This is a genomic window from Hyphomonas sp. UBA3195 (genome assembly GCF_002366485.1).
Taxonomy (GTDB): Bacteria; Pseudomonadota; Alphaproteobacteria; order Caulobacterales; family Hyphomonadaceae; genus Hyphomonas.
On sequence record NZ_DEXB01000002.1, the window covers coordinates 101,968 to 118,733 of the forward strand.

At 59.3% G+C, this 16,766-nt stretch carries 13 protein-coding genes and 3 tRNA genes; 6 read left to right on the plus strand and 10 right to left on the minus strand.

Translation table 11 applies throughout. The features are described 5' to 3' along the window. Positions 1–149 precede the first annotated feature (149 nt). Complete coding sequence (locus B2344_RS00800) at positions 150–1,619, plus strand: RimK family protein (RefSeq protein WP_290483393.1); 1,470 nt, start codon at positions 150–152, stop codon at positions 1,617–1,619. A 3-nt stretch (positions 1,620–1,622) separates the two neighbouring features. Here the strand turns inward: B2344_RS00800 and B2344_RS00805 are convergent, their stop codons facing one another. Beyond that, positions 1,623–3,446 (minus strand): long-chain-acyl-CoA synthetase, encoded by a 1,824-nt coding sequence (locus B2344_RS00805; RefSeq protein ID WP_290483394.1) that lies wholly within the window; start codon positions 3,444–3,446, stop codon positions 1,623–1,625. A gap of 136 nt (positions 3,447–3,582) precedes the next feature. On the opposite strand from B2344_RS00805, the gene B2344_RS00810 reads away from it, so the two are divergent. From B2344_RS00810 to B2344_RS00825, 4 genes are all read left to right on the plus strand, one after another. After that, positions 3,583–4,458, plus strand: a complete 876-nt coding sequence (locus B2344_RS00810) for an acyl-CoA thioesterase (protein ID WP_034811262.1) — start codon at positions 3,583–3,585, stop codon at positions 4,456–4,458. Between the two features lie 54 nt (positions 4,459–4,512). Next, positions 4,513–4,589, plus strand: a tRNA-Pro gene (locus B2344_RS00815). A gap of 27 nt (positions 4,590–4,616) precedes the next feature. Further along, complete coding sequence (locus B2344_RS00820; protein WP_034811260.1) at positions 4,617–4,925, plus strand: ETC complex I subunit; 309 nt, start codon at positions 4,617–4,619, stop codon at positions 4,923–4,925. Positions 4,926–4,946: 21 nt separating this feature from the next. Further along, positions 4,947–5,023, plus strand: a tRNA-Arg gene (locus B2344_RS00825). A gap of 92 nt (positions 5,024–5,115) precedes the next feature. Here the strand turns inward: B2344_RS00825 and B2344_RS00830 are convergent. The 8 genes from B2344_RS00830 to B2344_RS00865 all read right to left on the minus strand — a co-directional run bounded on the left by B2344_RS00830 (position 5,116) and on the right by B2344_RS00865 (position 13,449). Continuing rightward, positions 5,116–6,819 (minus strand): class I adenylate-forming enzyme family protein, encoded by a 1,704-nt coding sequence (locus tag B2344_RS00830; protein ID WP_206990982.1) that lies wholly within the window; start codon positions 6,817–6,819, stop codon positions 5,116–5,118. A gap of 102 nt (positions 6,820–6,921) precedes the next feature. Continuing rightward, complete coding sequence (locus B2344_RS00835; RefSeq protein WP_290484455.1) at positions 6,922–8,415, minus strand: DUF1593 domain-containing protein; 1,494 nt, start codon at positions 8,413–8,415, stop codon at positions 6,922–6,924. Between the two features lie 92 nt (positions 8,416–8,507). Then, the gene (locus B2344_RS00840; RefSeq protein ID WP_206990983.1) at positions 8,508–8,993 is read right to left on the minus strand and encodes a UPF0262 family protein; all 486 of its coding nucleotides are present in this window, start codon (positions 8,991–8,993) and stop codon (positions 8,508–8,510) included. Then, entirely contained in the window at positions 8,990–10,294 is a 1,305-nt protein-coding gene (gene hisD / locus B2344_RS00845) for a histidinol dehydrogenase (protein ID WP_290484456.1), read from the minus strand. The genes B2344_RS00840 and hisD overlap by 4 nt, the downstream gene beginning before the upstream one ends. 2 nt (positions 10,295–10,296) lie before the next feature. Further along, positions 10,297–10,746, minus strand: coding sequence for a DUF2948 family protein (locus B2344_RS00850; protein ID WP_206990985.1), 450 nt, complete (start codon positions 10,744–10,746; stop codon positions 10,297–10,299). Positions 10,747–10,766: 20 nt separating this feature from the next. Continuing rightward, positions 10,767–12,047 (minus strand): UDP-N-acetylglucosamine 1-carboxyvinyltransferase, encoded by a 1,281-nt coding sequence (murA, locus tag B2344_RS00855; protein ID WP_290484457.1) that lies wholly within the window; start codon positions 12,045–12,047, stop codon positions 10,767–10,769. Positions 12,048–12,112: 65 nt separating this feature from the next. Then, positions 12,113–13,318, minus strand: a complete 1,206-nt coding sequence (locus B2344_RS00860; RefSeq protein ID WP_290484458.1) for a cytochrome P450 — start codon at positions 13,316–13,318, stop codon at positions 12,113–12,115. Next, on the minus strand, positions 13,315–13,449 hold the full coding sequence (locus B2344_RS00865; protein ID WP_290484459.1) for a hypothetical protein: 135 nt from the start codon (positions 13,447–13,449) through the stop codon (positions 13,315–13,317). The genes B2344_RS00860 and B2344_RS00865 overlap by 4 nt, the downstream gene beginning before the upstream one ends. A 77-nt stretch (positions 13,450–13,526) precedes the next feature. Between B2344_RS00865 and B2344_RS00870 the strand changes: the two genes are divergently transcribed. Beyond that, positions 13,527–13,601: transfer RNA gene (locus tag B2344_RS00870), tRNA-Thr, on the plus strand. Between the two features lie 139 nt (positions 13,602–13,740). Here the strand turns inward: B2344_RS00870 and B2344_RS00875 are convergent. After that, positions 13,741–16,731: a TonB-dependent receptor domain-containing protein gene (locus B2344_RS00875; RefSeq protein WP_206990988.1), complete on the minus strand. Its 2,991-nt coding sequence runs from the start codon at positions 16,729–16,731 to the stop codon at positions 13,741–13,743. Positions 16,732–16,766 lie beyond the last annotated feature (35 nt).

Here is a 16,766-nt window from a genome sequence, read left to right on the forward strand (position 1 = left end):
CTCGAAGTGCGCGAAACAAATAGCCGCGCAAAGCGTCTTTACGAACGCCATGGTTATCGCGTAATGGCGCGCGCCGCAGGCTATTATCCCGATGGAGAAGCCGCACTTAGATTAGAGAAGCCGCTGGCCGGCGTCTCGAGAGAGGATCAATGACCGATTGGGTCGTACTCGTAGAATCCGCCAACGACATCTCTCAGGCTGAGACGCCTCACAAGGTGCTGAAGGTATCAGACTATATCACCAAGCCGGCGCTTTTTTCCGGGCGACGGCCCTACATCCTGAATCTCTGCCGGTCCTATGGCTACCAGTCAGAAGGCTATTACGCCTCGCTGCTGGCCGAAGCGCGCGGGCACCGGGTCAGCCCCAGCGTCCAGACCATGGTGGAACTATCCGCCAAGGGACTCTACAGGCACGCCCTGCCCGATCTGGGCGAACGCCTGCGCGAAGCCCGCGCCAAGGGCGCGCCGGAGATCGAGCGTCTCTTCGTTGCCTTTTCCAAGCCGGAAACGCCAGGTTATGAGCGTCTTGCCCGCGAGGTCTCCGACTGGTTCCGCGTGCCGGCGCTTGAAGTCGAACTGGACCCGAAATCTCCGCACGGCATTGGCCGTGTCCGGATGGTGCCGCCTCACAAGCTGAAAGGCGAGCGCCGGGAGTTCTTCCTTGAGGCAATGCAGGCTTACACAAGCGGGCGCATCAGCGAGCCGAAGTCCAAAGCCCCCGCCAAATGGGCGCTGGCCGTGCTGGTCGATCCGCATGAAAAGACCGCGCCGTCGAAGCCCTCCTCCATCAAGCGCCTCGCGGATGTCGCTGCCAAGATGGGCGTTGAGGTTGAGACAATCGAACCATCGGACCTGACCAGTCTTGCCGAGTTTGACGCCCTGTTCATCCGCGCCACGACCCAGATTGATAACTACACCTACAAGTTCGCCCGCCGCGCCGAACAGGAAGGCATGCCCGTCATTGACGACACGCAATCCATGATCCGGTGCACCAACAAGGTCTTCCTGAAGGAGATCTTGGAAAAGGCTGGCTTGCCTATTCCACACACGCTCATTCTCGATGAGAAGTCTGACCTTGCCGCCGTGTTCGAGACCTTGGGCAATCCAGTCGTGTTGAAGACGCCAGACGGTTCCTTCGGTACCAATATGGTCAAGGCGCGCTCTCTCGAGGAACTCCGCGCAGGCGCAAAGCAGATGTTCAAGGACACGGCCCTGATCATTGCTCAGGAATTCATTCCGACGAAGTTCGATTGGCGTATAGGGGTCCTCAATGGCGAACCGCTCTATGCCTGCCAATACCGTATGGCACGCGGCCACTGGCAGATTGTGAAACATGGTCCGGATGGCAAGACGAGCGAGGGAGGCTTCACCACTTTCCCGGTCGAGGATGCACCGCCAGACGTGGTTGACGCCGCCGTACGCGGCGCGCGCCTGATTGGCGATGGCCTCTATGGCGTGGACCTGAAGGAAACCGACCAAGGCGTCGTGATCATCGAGATCAATGACAACCCGTCGATTGACCATGATGTGGAAGGCGCCATCCTGAAGGACGAGCTGTGGCGGCGGATCATTTCCTGGTTTTCCACGCGGCTCGAAGAGCGCATGGGCCGGGTCGCCTGAGACCTAGAAGCGGAACGCGCCGGAGATCAGCGAGTCATACCGGTCCTGCGTGAACGGCACATATTGGCGCCGGTCGGGATGGTACATCCAGATCGGGTCATCGACCATGTCCGGATTGTAGCCCTCTTTCATCAGTTCCACTTTGCGATACTTCATTGTGCCGGTCGTATCAGGCTCGCGCTGGATACGAATAAAAATCGGGATGGCATAGGCGGGCAGGCTTGAAGACAGCTCATAGTGCAGGCTTTCGAAATCGACGTCGCCACTCAACGTAACCGCCGCCATGCCAGCCTTACCTTCCGTCCCCGGAATTTCTACCCCATAGACATTCGCCGTGGCAATCCCGTCAGCGCGGATCATCGCATCGCTCACTTCGCTGGTGGAGACATTCTCTCCCTTCCAGCGGAACGTGTCGCCAACCCGGTCAACGAAGTAGACATAGCCATTTTCGTCCTTGCGCATCAGATCCCCCGTCCGGAACCATTTGTCTCCGGGTTCAAACACGTCCCGGAGAATCTTCTTCTCCGTCGCCTTCGGGTCATGATATCCCGCGAACTCGAATTCAGTATCCGCAATACGCCCCAGCATTTCGCCAGGCTCATTCGTCTCCGCGCGGATCACGAATCCATCCTCGCCGCGAACAACGTCTTCCGTTTCGAGATCAAACTTCACGAACTCGACATGGTCAAACCGCGCCTTGAGCCATTTCGGAATGCGCCCGACCGCGCCCACGGTGCCGTCAATGCTCATCAAATTCACATTGCCATCCGTCGCGGCATAGAATTCCACGAGATGCCGAATGTTGAACCGCTCGCGAAATTCCGTCCAGATTTCCGGGCGCAGGCCGTTTCCGAACCCTGTCTGCAGCCGGTGCGCCCGCTCCTTGGGGTGCGGCGGGCGATTGAGGAGGTAGCGACACAGTTCGCCAATATAGACGATCGAGGTGACGCCTTCATCAACCACATCATCCCAGAAGGCGCTGGCCGAGAATTTCCGGCGCAGCACGATGCTGGCGCCGCTCATCATGGCCTGGCCGACGCCGCAAATGCCGCCCGTCCCGTGATACAGGGGCAGCGTGATGTAAACCCGGTCCCGCGGGCCGGTATAGCAAGGCGCGATAAAGGTGCGCAGCATGATCTGAAGGCGGGAATTCGTGATCCGGGTTGCCTTGGGCATGCCCGTCGTGCCGGACGTGTAGATCAGGAGGCACATGTCCTTGCCGCGCAGCTGCGCGCGCAATTCGCGCGACGGCCGTTCCGACGAGAGATTGGGCATCATGGCCGCGATGTCTTCGCCATGGGCGCCGCCCAGGGTCCAGACCTTCGGGGCATTTTCCATTCCAGCCGTGACAGAACAGACCGCATGGTCCTGATGCGGGCCTGTAATCACATGAGTGGCGTCGGAAATGGCGAGGCAATGTTTCAGGGACTCCCCTTCCAGATGCGTGTTCACCAGGGCGGTGACGACGCCAACCTTGGCGAGGCCGACCCAGATCGCGACATAGTCCGGGCAATTCTCCATGCAGAGCGCAACCCGGTCGCCGGCTTTCAGACCGTGCGCCAGCGCCCAATGGGCAATCCGGTTCGCGGTGGCATCGAATTCGGCATATGTGGTGAGCTTGCCTTCAAACCGAAACGCGATGTTCCCGGCATGCTTGTCGACACTCTCCTCGAAATCATCCGCAACGAGTTGCCGGGAGTCCGGCGTAACGTCGCCGATCAGCTTGTGCATCCGGATCGCCATGCGTAAAAAATCGAGATCACGCTTCATTTGCGAGAAGGAATCGCGAAACGGGACGGCGGCAGGAAGAGCGGCGGGATTAACCATGATACCTGCCAATACCGGAATATGGTGAACATGTTGTGACCAGAGAAAGGTGGATTGGACAGGAATCGCGCACTTGCACAGTTTGCATCCACGAATGCCTCTGCTAGCTGCTGATCACACGATTTGGAGACCACGCATGACCGACCCTGTTGGAGACCTTCTGTCCCTGCTCGATATCGAGCGCCTGGAGCTGGACCTGTTCCGTGGCCAGAGCCCGGATGAGCGCGCCAGCCAGCGGGTTTTCGGCGGTCAGGTCATCGCTCAGTCGCTGGTGGCGGCCTACCGCACCGTGCCGGAAGACCGGACATGCCACTCGCTCCATGCCTATTTCATCCGTCCCGGCGACCCGAAAGTGCCGATCATCTATCAGGTTGACCATTCCCGTGATGGCGGCAGCTTCACGACGCGGCGCGTGGTGGCGATCCAGCACGGAAAACAGATTTTCAACATGGCGGCGAGCTTCCAGACCGACGAGGAGAGCTGGGAACACCAGCACAAGATGCCGGAAGTGGACGGCCCCGACGGCCTGAAGGATCTTCGCGAACGCCGCCTGGAAATCGCCGACCGCCTGCCCGAGGCCCTACGCGAGGATTTTGCCCGCGAACGCGACATCGAAATCCGCGACGTGGCCCCGCTGGACCTGATCCATCCCGAAATCGCAGACGATCACCACAATATCTGGTTCCGGGTCAGCCGCCCCATCGACGTGCCGCCGGCGCTGCACCATTGCCTGCTGGCCTATGCCTCCGACATGGCCCTGCTCAGCTCCAGCTATCGCCCGCACGGCATTACCTGGCTGAACCACAAGGAATTGATGTCGGCCAGCCTGGATCACGCGATGTGGCTGCATGGACCCATCAAATTCGATGAGTGGCACCTCTACTCCATGGACAGCCCATTTGCCGGCAAAGGACGTGGATTCAATCGCGGAATGATCTTCAATATGGCCGGAGACCTCGTGGCAAGCGTTGCGCAAGAGGGTCTGGTGCGACGCTTGCGCACAAAAGACTGAATTCACAGCCGAAAGGGGCTTGCGCCGTGGCGCGACCCCATTATTACGGGAGTCCGGAGCGTAGCGCAGCCTGGTAGCGCATCTGGTTTGGGACCAGAGGGTCGGAGGTTCGAATCCTCTCGCTCCGACCATTCACTTTCTTAGCGGTGAGGTTCATCATGCAAGCGCGTATCTACAAGCCCGCCAAAAGCGCGATGACCTCCGGCAGAGGCAAGACCAAAGCCTGGATTCTCGAATTCGTGAACAATGACGCCAAGCGCTCGGCAGACCCCCTCATGGGCTGGACCAGCATTGACGACACGTCCGGACAGATCCGCCTTTCCTTCGAGACGCAGGAACAGGCGATCGAGTATGCCAAGAGCAAGGGCCTGACATTTACGGTTACGCCATCTGAAGAGCGGAAACGGCTTGTAAAGTCCTATAGCGCTAACTTCGACGCCAATCGCAAGCAGCCCTGGACACACTAGGATGCCCGCCGGCCACGATCCGGCCCCGTAGCTCAGCTGGATAGAGCACCCGACTTCTAATCGGACGGTCGCAGGTTCGAATCCTGCCGGGGTCGCCATTCCTGGCGCGCGGCAGAATGGCTTTCCCCAAAACGAGGCAAGCCCCCCAGAGGCTGGAGGGCTTGCTCAAAATAATCGCTACTGTCATGCGCTAGTTCGCCGCTGCGCTATCCAGTTCCTTGGTCAGCTGTTCTTTCAGGTCGCGCTTGATGAACTTGCCGCTGGCATTGCGCGGCAGTGCAGTGAGGAACCAGACATAACGCGGCACCTTGTGCTTCGCCATGATGCCCGCGCAATGCTCACGAAGGGTAACGGCAGCCAGGTCTTCGCCCGGTTTCAGCACGACGGCCACGCCGACCTCTTCGCCCAACCGGTCATCCGGTACGCCGAAGACGCTGCACTCTGCCACGGACGGGTGACGATAGATCGCCGCCTCGACCTCGGCGCAATAGACGTTCTCGCCGCCGCGCAGCACCATGTCTTTCTTGCGGTCCACAATAAAGATGAAACCATGCTCGTCGATCCGGGCAATGTCGCCGGTATGCAACCACCCATCGGTAATCGATTCTGCCGTCGCCTCAGGTCGATTGATATAGCCTTTGATGACCGAAGAGCCGCGCACCCACAGCTCGCCAACTTCGCCCTGCGCGACGGTCTCACCAAGATCATTGACGCACTTGGCCTCGAAATTGGGCATGGCCGGGCCAGCGCTGTCGGGCTTGTCGATGAAGAAGTCGGCCGCAACAGATGTGATGATGCCGCAGGTTTCGGTCATGCCGTAACCGGTATTCGGCCGGGCGGTTGCCACCGTGGAGTCGATCTTTTGAACAAGGTCCGGCGGCAATTGCGCGCCGCCCCCGCCCAGCGTTGCCAGGCTGGACGTGTCTGTCTTTTCGAAGTCTGGATGGTTGATCAGTTCGCGGGCCATGATGGGGACGCCGCTCATCGCCGTGACCTTCTCGGTCTCAACCAGTTTCAGCGCCTCGCCCGCGTCCCAGCGATACATCAGCACGATCTTGCCGCCCGCAGCGGTAATGAGATACGCGGCGCAATTGTTCGCCGTGACATGGAAGAGCGGCGTCGTGATCAGGCCAACCGGAACCGGCGCTTCTTCGGGTGGCATTTCCCCCGTGGCGCGCGCGGTCGCGAGCTGGGTGGAAGCCCCCGCAAATGCCATGTTCAGCAAATTGGACACGCACCCCCGATGGGTCAGCTGTGCGCCTTTCGGGAAACCGGTCGTGCCGGATGTATAGAAGATGCAAGCATCCGCGTCGGGGTCGACACTGACATCCGGCAATGCGCCGCCATGGGCCAACACGTCTGACCATTGGATGACAGGCGATGGCGCATCCGGCGCGCGTACACCGACGATCTTCATCTTGTCGGCCGCGCCGGAAATGGCGAGCACCCGCTCCAGCCGCTCTGAGTCCGCAAACAGGATCTTGGGCTCGGAGTCCTTTAGCGCGTATTCCATTTCCTCAGGTGTCCACCAGGCATTCATGCCAACCACGGCAATTCCAACCGAGACACAGGCCCAATATAGCAGCATCCATTCAGGATAGTTGCGCATGGCGATCGCCACACGGTCGCCGGGCTTTACGCCCTGGTCAAACATCCAGGCGGCGGCCGACGCCACATCGCGATGTGCATCCGCATAAGTCCAACGCTCATCCTGGTAGACCAGATAGTCGCGTTCGGGGAATTGGAGCGTCGACAGCCAGACTTCCCGCACACTGGGCGGGGCGTTCTTGTAGACGCGGAGCCGGTTGCCCAGAACTTCGGCCTCGACGATCTCGAATTCGCCGCCGGGGCCTGTCAGTTCTTCCCGTGCTTTCAGGAGTTCGGTGTAGTGCATGTTTCCTCCGGATCGTTTTGTCCGATCATACACGGTGTCGCTACGTCACAAAGACCGGACGCTGGGGCAAGCCTTGCCCGTTTTACCTGAACTTTCCTCAGCTTAGGGCTCGATTGTGACAATCACCCGTTCATAGCGTGTCAGCGATGGCGTTCCCTTATCGGTGACTTTCACGATGAAGTGCGCAGTTTCCGTCTGGTCCACCTCCGGCAACTGGAACCAGATATCGAAATCATTGACGGCGTGCCCCATGTCTATGGGCGCCTCCAAAGTCCCCGCTTCGGCATAATTGAACCAGTGATAGCTGAGGCTGTCGCCATCCGGATCATACGTACCAGACGCATCCAATCCGATATGCTCTCCGGACTTCGCGGTGAACTGGCGCGCATGAGCCAGTTTCACGGCCGGCGGATGGTTCGCATCTTCATAGGATGAAATGGTCCAGTCCATGCGCGCAGCAAAGTCACGCTGGAGGTCGCTTCTCCACCGCAGCAACGTGACATGATTGTCGTGATAGGTTTCCTCTGCAGGGCCAATCGCCCGACCATCCTTCTGCGCCACCCAAGGCGTGTAGGTGTCGGTCGCATTCGTCCAGATCGGGCGCGGTTCCGGGTCCAGCGGCACACCGCCCGAACCAAGCTTTCCGGGACCGACACCGATCTCATCCGCACTCGGCGTATAGAGTTCGTACCGACCACCCCAGCCGCCCCAGTCCGGACGGTCCGGCACGTTGAGCCCGTTCGGGATCAGGGAGAGATAGGCAGGTGTATCGCCTTCCATACCCCAGACCACGTCCGGATAGCGCGCGCCAAGCGGGCCATGATCTTGCTGGATGTTTTCGGCGATCCACTGGTTCGAGATATGATCCTCGAAGCCGGGAAAGCCACGCGTTATAGCGGTCCAGGTGGAGCGGCCATACTCGCCCGGGCTGACAATGTAAAACAGGCTCGGAAACTCGCGGCGCATCCAGATGCCGCTATCGTCCTGATCCGAAATTGTATAGACACGGAGTTTCGAGATCAGGTGCGCAGCGTCTGTCTCGCTCTTCTTTTCACGGATATCATGCAGCGCCTGGGCCAGCGTGTTCGCCCCGCCCCAGACGGAGATCCACAGTGGCCTGTCATCCTCGGCCTCAAGCAGGCGAATGATGGCGTCGGACCCTTCTGTCGATTGCCCGGTCCCCACGCTGGCCATGCCATAGCCCGGCTGACCGCTCATCACGAGGTCCTGCAACTCGGATTCCGCCGGATAATCCGGCGCGTGCTGGCTGAGCGTATCGTAGACCTCGCCATACTTTCCAAGTGTCGTGCGGATGGAATCGGGCCGAATATCCTTTTTCTTCCAGATCGACGTGGTCGCCACCAGCGCCTCGATGTCGATCTCATTGGAATAGAGCAGGAGACGGATCAGCGATTGGGTGTCGTCCGGGTCTGCTTCCATGTCGGTCAGGATAACGACGCGGTGCTTTTCCAGCGCCACTGGCACCTGTTCAACCACCATTTCGTCGGCCGGCATAACTTGCCCCATGGCACTGCACGCACTTTGCGCAATTGCTGACACGAGTCCCGCGAGCCCAATCAGAATCCGTTTCGCCATGACTTTCCTCCGCTTTTTTATGATAGCGGTATCATTGCGTGAGCGATCGTGTGTAGCAAGTGGATACGCTTCGGTGACTTTGAATTATTTCCCTAGCCCGCTGCGCGCGTTTGGCCGGCATGGAGGGCGCAGATCAGCGTGAATAGCCGCCGCGACGTGGAGAAGTCGACTTCGATCTTGCCTTCAAGGCGTTCGGCGAGAAGTTCTGAACCCTCATTATGGATGCCACGCCGCGCCATATCGATGGCTTCGATCTGGTGCGGCGACTGGGTTCGGATCGCATCGTAATAGCTGTCGCAGATCATGAAATAGTCACGGATCACGCCCCGGAACGGCCCGAGTGAAAGGATGAAAGTGTGCACCTCCTCGCCTGCCTCGGTACGAATGGCAAAGACGAGCCGACGCTCGGCTTTGGACAGGTTCAGCTGATAGGGTCCCTCATCCTGACCGATCACCTTGAAGGAATTACTTTCCAACAGATCAAAAATGGCAACGCGGCGCTCATGCTCGGCGTCCGGGCCCGATGCGCCCAGGGTCTCATCGTCGATATCGACGCCGATGAGCCGATCATTGCTCACCCGTCCGTGCCCTGATTGGAGCGGATGGAGATGGAGCGCGCATGGGCTGGCAAGCGCTCTGCCTCGGCGAGGCGCAAGGCGGCGGGCGCAATCGCGGCAAACCCCTCGGGGCCCACACGCTGAACACTCATCCGTTTCAGAAAATCATACAGACCAAGGCCTGACGAGAAGCGCGCGGCGCGGCTGGTCGGCAAGACGTGGTTCGACCCGGTGACGTAATCGCCCAGCGCCTCGGGCATATAGTGGCCCAGAAAGACCGCACCGGCATGGCGGATCAGTGGCAACAGGGCATCCGGGTCCTCCACGGCCAGCTCCAGATGCTCAGCCGCGATGCGGTTCGCGATGGAGGCTGCAGCAGGCAAATCAGGTGCGACGACGATTGCGCCATTGTTCATCCAGCTTTCGCGGGCTCGCTCGCCCGTGGGCAGGGTTTTCAACTGGTTTTCCACAGCCCTTTCCACAGAATCCCCCACAGCCTGGTCCACAACAATGAGGATCGACTGGCTGCTGGGATCATGCTCGGCCTGAGACAGCAGGTCGGCGGCAATCCAGTCCGGATTTGCCGTATGGTCTGCGATGACCAAAATCTCTGACGGGCCGGCAATCGTGTCGATGCCGACGCGGCCAAATACTTGGCGCTTGGCCTCTGCGACGAAAGCATTGCCAGGGCCGACAATCTTGTCGACCGGGGCCATGTTTGACGTGCCAAAAGCCAGCGCGCCAACGGCCTGCGCCCCACCAATTGGGTAAAATTCCTCAACGCCAGCTTTCAGCGCGGCGTATGCAACCGCGGGTGACAGCTCGCCCTGGGGCGCGGGCGCAACCATGACGATGCGCTCAACGCCGGCGATCTTGGCCGGCACGACATTCATCAGGACCGAAGAGGGGTAACTCGCGCGGCCGCCCGGCACATAGACGCCGACGCTTTCCAGCGCCGTCCAGCGCCAGCCGAGCTCTACTCCCGCTGAGTCGGTAAAACTGTGGTCTGCGGGCCGCTGCGCCGCATGATATGTGGCGATCCGATCATGTGCAAAATCGATGGCTTCGCGCAAATCAGCCGGGCATTGCGCGGCCAGGCTGTGCAGGTTCACATTGTCGGATGTCAGCGTCGATGGGTCCAGTTGCAGACCGTCAAACCTGGCCGTGTATTCGGCCACGGCCTCGCCGCCGCGTGCCTGCACATCCTTCAGGATGCCCGTTACGGTATTCGCAACGTCTTCACCCGTGCCGCGTTCCTGCTCCAGGAACTGGGCGAATTCACCATTGAAGGCGTCGTTTGAGGCAAAAAACCTGCGGACCATGTCTATCTCCGGCGCCGCTCGTGGCTCGGAAGGCGGCGCGTCGGCCACACATAGTCACTGTCCAGCAAGGTTGCATCCAGAACTTCAACCTCAAGGACGATTTCTCCGTCGCCTGCGAAGATCAGCGTGATCTTTCCACCCGGCGGCTCATCTGCCGGGGTGAAGGTCACCTGCAACAGCGACAGGATCATTTCCGGGTCGGTCTTGGTGACAGCGCGGGTCTTCGCGCCCAGCACGCCATCGAAGGCCAGCAGCGACCGCACACGCTGGCCGTCGCCGCGTTTCGCGCCCGCTTCCCAGCGAAAGCGGTTTATCTCCAGCGCAAACCGGTTGTGGCGGGACTCATATTTCAGGTTCCCCGCTTTCACGACACTGTCCTGAATGGCGGCGGAAATGACTTCCAGATCCTCGGCCGTTTCGGCGAGGAGACGAAGTGGTTTGTGATCAGCCATCAGTGCCCCTTGAGCAATTCCTAGTCTTCGTCCTCGGATCGACGTTCAATGCTAGCGCCACAGGCGTTAAGTTTCGCTTCCAGCCGTTCAAATCCACGATCGAGGTGGTAGATACGGTTCACCACAGTCTCCCCCTCTGCGGCAAGCCCTGCAATCACAAGAGAGACCGATGCGCGCAAATCTGTCGCCATGACTGGCGCTGCGGTCAGCTGAGGTACACCTTTCACGACCGCCTCCTGCCCACGCACTGTGATGTCTGCGCCGAGACGCGAGAGTTCCGGTGCATGCATGAAACGGTTTTCGAAAATCGTTTCGCGAATGATGCTTGTACCGTCCGCGAGACTCATCAGGGCCATGAACTGAGCCTGAAGGTCGGTCGGGAAGCCTGGATGCGGCTGGGTCGATACGCTGACGGATTTGAGCCGAGAGCCATTCCGCACGATGCGCAGAGTGGCCGCGGCCTCGTCGGCCTCGACCGTGACGCCAGCCTCTCTCAGCTTGCCAATCATTGCACCAAGGGCCGCCACCGGAGCGCCCTCCAGCGTAACATCGCCGCCGGCCGCTGCAGCCGCCATGGCATATGTGCCCGCCTCAATCCTGTCCGGCATGACGGAATGCGTCGTGCCGCTCAGTTTCTCGACGCCTTCAATGCGAATTTTGGACGTGCCAGCGCCCGTGATCTTCGCGCCCATGGAGTTCAGGCAAACCGCCAAGTCTTCAATCTCGGGCTCACGTGCGGCGTTCTCCAGAACGGTCTCGCCCTGCGCAAGCGTCGCAGTCAGCATGGCATGCTCGGTCGCACCCACGCTCGGCATGGCAAAATTGATGTGCGCGCCCTTCAGGCCATGAATGGCGGCGGCCTTCACATAACCCTGCTCCACACGCAGATCCGCACCCATCGCTTCCAGAGCCTGCAGGTGCAGATCAACCGGTCGGGCACCAATGGCACAGCCACCTGGCAGCGAGACTGTTGCATGGCCAGAACGCGCAATCAGAGGCCCCAACACGTTGAAACTCGCCCGCATCTTGCGGACCTGATCATATGGCGCGATCGTGCTTTTCAGCTCAGCACCGTTCAGATGACAGGTCGAATCGCCCTTCGGCCAATAGACTTCAACGCCCAGCGTTTCCAGCAATTGCGCAAGGAAGCGCGTATCAGCCAGATTCGGCATATTGGTAAGCGTGATGGGCTCGTCAGTCAGCAAACATGCGACCATCAGCTTCAGAGCGGAGTTCTTCGCGCCGGAAACCGGAATGCGGCCATTCAGATGAGCGCCGCCCTTGATGTGCAATTTATCCATGGATTGCCCTTATACAGCGCTTCGCGGCTTTGGAAGGGCCTGAATGTGGCAAGGCTGCACAGACTTTATCCAAATATTACCGGCAGTTGCTTAAGCCCTCGCAAGCCGGAGCGCGGAATCCACTTCAGCCGTTCCGGCTCAACGCCCAGGGCGAGGCCCGGCCAGCCGTCCAGAAGACAATCGAGCGCCGCCTGCGCTTCGGCGCGTGCCAAGTGCAGGCCGAGGCAGATATGAGGCCCGCCACCCCATCCAAGATGGCGATTGGGCCTGCGGGTCAGGTCCAGGTTTCGAGGGCCCTCAAACACACGCTGATCAATATTGGCCGCCGCAAGCAAGGCAACAAGGCGTTCGCCGCGTTTCATTGACAAGCCGTGGAATTCCAGATCCTCGCGTGCATGCCGCGGCTTGGTCATCTGCACCGGAGCGCAGTAGCGCATGAGCTCATCCACGGCGATGCCGCGCGCATCGTCATCCATGCCCCGATACTGATCCGCTGCGTCCGGCTCGGTCAGCAGCGTGTAGACAGCTGACGAGATCAGGTGCTTCGTCGTCTCATGTCCGGCGATGAAGAGGACAAACACCATGGCAACCAACTCGTCATTGCTCATGCGGTCGCCATCGGCTTCAGCATGGACGAGTTCGGTGACGAGGCCTGGCCCGGGTTCATGCCGGACGCGCTCGAATTCCTCCGCCAGCATTCTCTGAACCGCGCCAAGCTTCATCAGGCCGCGCAGCACATTGAATATGTTCGCTGTCGCGGTCAGGCCATGCAGGACAGAATCAAGCTTGTTTCGAATCTCGCCCGAGAACCCCAGCAGGTCATAGATCACCAATAATGGCAGCTGTCGGCACAGCCCCTCAACCAGATCCGCTTCGCCTGCTTCAACCATCTCCGCCACCAGCCGATCACAGGTTTCGCGAATACGCGGCTTCAATGCGTCGATCGAGACGCGCCGGAAGGGCTGGTCGACCAGACGGCGCAAGCGCAGATGGTCAGGGTCATCCAGCGACAGCAGATTGTTGGACAGCGTCTTCAGGGATTTGGGCAGAAATCTGAGGCCGAACGGGGAATCAAACCCGGCGTTTCGCGCGTCCACCGCAAAACGATCCGAATCCTTGAGGAATTCCAGACATTCAGCATGGCCCAGCACCAGCGTGCACTTGCCCAGAAAGGGCAGTTTCTGCCGAACGAACAGGCTCTCTTCCCTGGCCGCAGCGAGAAAGCCGTGCGGCCCACGCAGATAAGCCTGAGAGTTGAGCGGCAGGCTCATTTCTTCTCTGGATCCGACTCAGCCGGGGGCGCCTTTGCCTTGCGCGTAGCCGCCTTGCGGCGTCGCAAATTCGACCGCAGAGCCTCGGCCCGGCGTGCGGCATTATCCTGTCCTGTTACCTTGTCTTTCATATGAGGTGCTTTTCGCAGCAAAACGGCCTTTTCATGTCAGTCTGCATAAGCTAAAGCCCGCTTTCCATTCCTGCAATGCCGCGGTAGCTCAGTGGTAGAGCGCATCATTGGTAATGATGAGGCCGGGAGTTCAATTCTCCCTCGCGGCACCAGGAATTTCCCGATAATCAGCGACACTGAGCGCGCGTCTTCCGGCGCGCGCGGGCTGTTTGTCCATCGCATTCAGCCTCAAATGCAAAAAGGGCGGACCATATGGTCCGCCCTTTCGCAATATTGGACTTGTCTTCGACCCTAGAAGGTCTTGGACACGCTCACGAAGGCACGACGACCGCGATAGTCGTAAGCCGTTGCGCTGAGCGGCGTATTGCCTGCGCTGGTCTGAATGATGTCAGACACTTGCGGTGGCGCTTCGTCGAAGATGTTGCGGATACCGCCAGTGATCGTCCATGTGTCGCCTGTCCAGCGGACAGAAGCACCATGTTCGAACTGAGCTTCGGTGAAGACCTTGTACTGTCCCTCGAGACCAAAATAGGCCGCTGGCTCGTTCAGGTCGTCGTTGAAGTTGCGGTTGTTGTCCTGACGGCCAACAAAGTTCGTGAACCAGGAATAGGTCCAGTCGCCGCGGTCCAAACGGATGTTCGCATCACCTACGACACTCGGATAACCGATTGTGCCGTTGAAGTCGTTGTCTTCCACACCCGAGACGAAGTCCGAACCGAAGACGTTGATGTAACGCTCCAGAGCCCAGTTCATCGAGGTTTCGACAGTCAGCGTACCGAAGTTGAAGTCTTCTTCGTAGCGAACTTCAAGGTCGATGCCGCGCTGCTGCTGGGAGTCAACGTTCAGGGTAAGGGCCTGAATGTTGTCGAGCTGGAACGGCGTCAGCGACGTCGCAGAATCACGCTCGAACAGGTCACAGAAATCGTTCGGGAAGGTCGTTGTTGCATAACAACCGCCGACGATCTGAGCACCGCTCAGGCTTGTGATCTGGTCCTGAATTTCAACTTCGTAGTAGTCGATCGCGATGTTGAGGTTGGCGAAAGTCGGCGTCAGGATGATACCCGCGGTGAAGGTTTCACCGGATTCGGATTCAAGCTCATCGCCACCACCAGAGGTCGTGATCAGAGCAGAACCGCCGAGACCGCCTGTGAAGTCGTCAGGAATACCTGCGGCTGCACAGTTGGTACGGATGTTCTGGTTAGTGGTATCGCCCCAGTTGATACATGGGTCGACCGAGGTCTGAGATACGAAGCCGGTCTGGTCCTGAAGGAACAGTTCGAACAGCGCTGGTGCACGGTAAGATGTACCAAAGCTCGAACGTGCCCGGAGGATCGGGTTGACCTGCCAGTTCAGACCGACCTTGTAGATCGAGTCGGAACCACCGATGTCGTATTCGAAGCCACGCACAGAACCGTTGAACGTAACATCTTCAGCAAAAGGCTGACCTTTGAAGATCGGCACTTCGACTTCAGCGAACAGTTCGGTGACAGTGTTCTCGCCACGGGTCGGGCCTGCAGTCGAAGAACCCCAGATGTCGCCGCTTTGGGTCAGTTCACCTGGCGTGTCATCAATGCTGAATTCGCGATATTCAGCGCCGATGCCGAGACCGATTGGACCAGCTGGCAGTTCGAACAGTTCACCCGCAACGACCGCGGTCAAAGTGGTCTGCTCATAGACCGTTTCACCAGTCTGGTAGCCACCAATGGCCGCAACCAGGTCGTTTACAGCAGCACCGCTGAGGATATCAGGGTCCAGCAGGTTGATGGTTGGAGGACCAACCAGGTCTGGGACGCCATCATCGTTGTAGTCGACGCCATCATAGTTCCAGTCACCCGACTGGGAGATCAGGATCTCGTTGCCTTCGTAGGTACCTTCGCCGCGCGAATAGGTGCCATCGATTTTCCAGGACCATGCGTCGAGAACGCCCGGAGCAAAGCCGCCGGAGAACGACGTGCTGCCGTAGAAGTAGTCGACTTCAACCTTATCGGTCGTCGGGAATGGTGCCACGATCTGGACCAGCGAATTCATGTCATTCGAATAGGTCGGATCAGCGATGTAGCCATACTGCGGCAGAACACCAAACGGCGTTTGTGAAGAGCCAACGATCGGGAAGAACTGGCGCCAACCTTCGATGTCCGTCGTACGACGGCTGAAGAGAAGTTCCGTATCCCATTCGACACCGGCAAAGGTCACGTCGGCAGAGCCGAAGAGAGAAATGTTCTCGTTGCGCGGGATGAAGTCCGAGTTGTCCAGGAAGGCCGCATCGAGAATGTCTTCATAGTATGGCTGGCCGCTGGCCAGATAGCCCGTACCGACGCGTGGGCGGTAACCCGGGATCGAACCACCGAAAGCCGTCGCGCCCGTCACACCGTCCGGGGAAGGCACGAGACGCTCACCTGAGAACAGGTCGATGGCCGTATTGTGGTACAGATTGCTACAGGTGTTGCGCGGGTCTGTCGCCGTAGCCGAATAGTTCAGACGGTCAATCAGGCCACCGGTCTGCGGGTCACGCACGAGATCGCGTGGGCAGGACAGGTAATCGCGCTGGCTGGCGTCGAGTTCTTCGGAGAGACGATACTCAGCCGACAGGGTGAATGCCGCATTGTCGCCAAGCTCAAAACCCCATGCCGCGCTGGCGGAATACTGCTCGCCACCTTCTTCGAAGGGCTGCGTGACATTGAAGTTCAGTTCCAGGTCATCCACGGAATCACGTGTGATGATGTTGACCACGCCGCAAACAGCGTCCGAACCATAGATGGTCGAAGCACCGTCTTTGAGGATCTCAACGCGGGAGATGATGGACTGTGGAACGACGTTCAGGTCGAGTGCGGAAACTGCGCCGCGCGTACCTGAAGCGCCTGGGCGCTTACCGTCGACCAGAACCAGCGTACGCGTGTCACCACAACCGCGAAGGTCGAGCGTTTGCGTACCGACACCACCATTGGTGACGAAATTCTGGAATGTGTTGTTCAGCTGGGTCGAGCCCGATGCGAGCGAAGAGCCCTGCAGAAGCGCGGCCGTATCGACCAGGCCTTCGAGCGTTGCGACTTCGGCCGTGATCACCTGAATCGGCGAAGACGAGGAGAATGAATCGCGAGCCAGCAGGGAGCCGGTAACCACGATCTTCTCTTGGCGGGACTCATCCTGAGGAGCCTCGTCAATGATTTCCAGAACGTCTTCAGATTCTGCATCTGCGTCCTGGGCTTGAGCCGCGCCGGAAATGACAAGTGCGCCTACAGCGACACTGCCGAAAACCGACCGACGGAACAGTCGTTTGTTCATCAGTATTTCCCCTGAAATATGTTTTTGCTCACCTA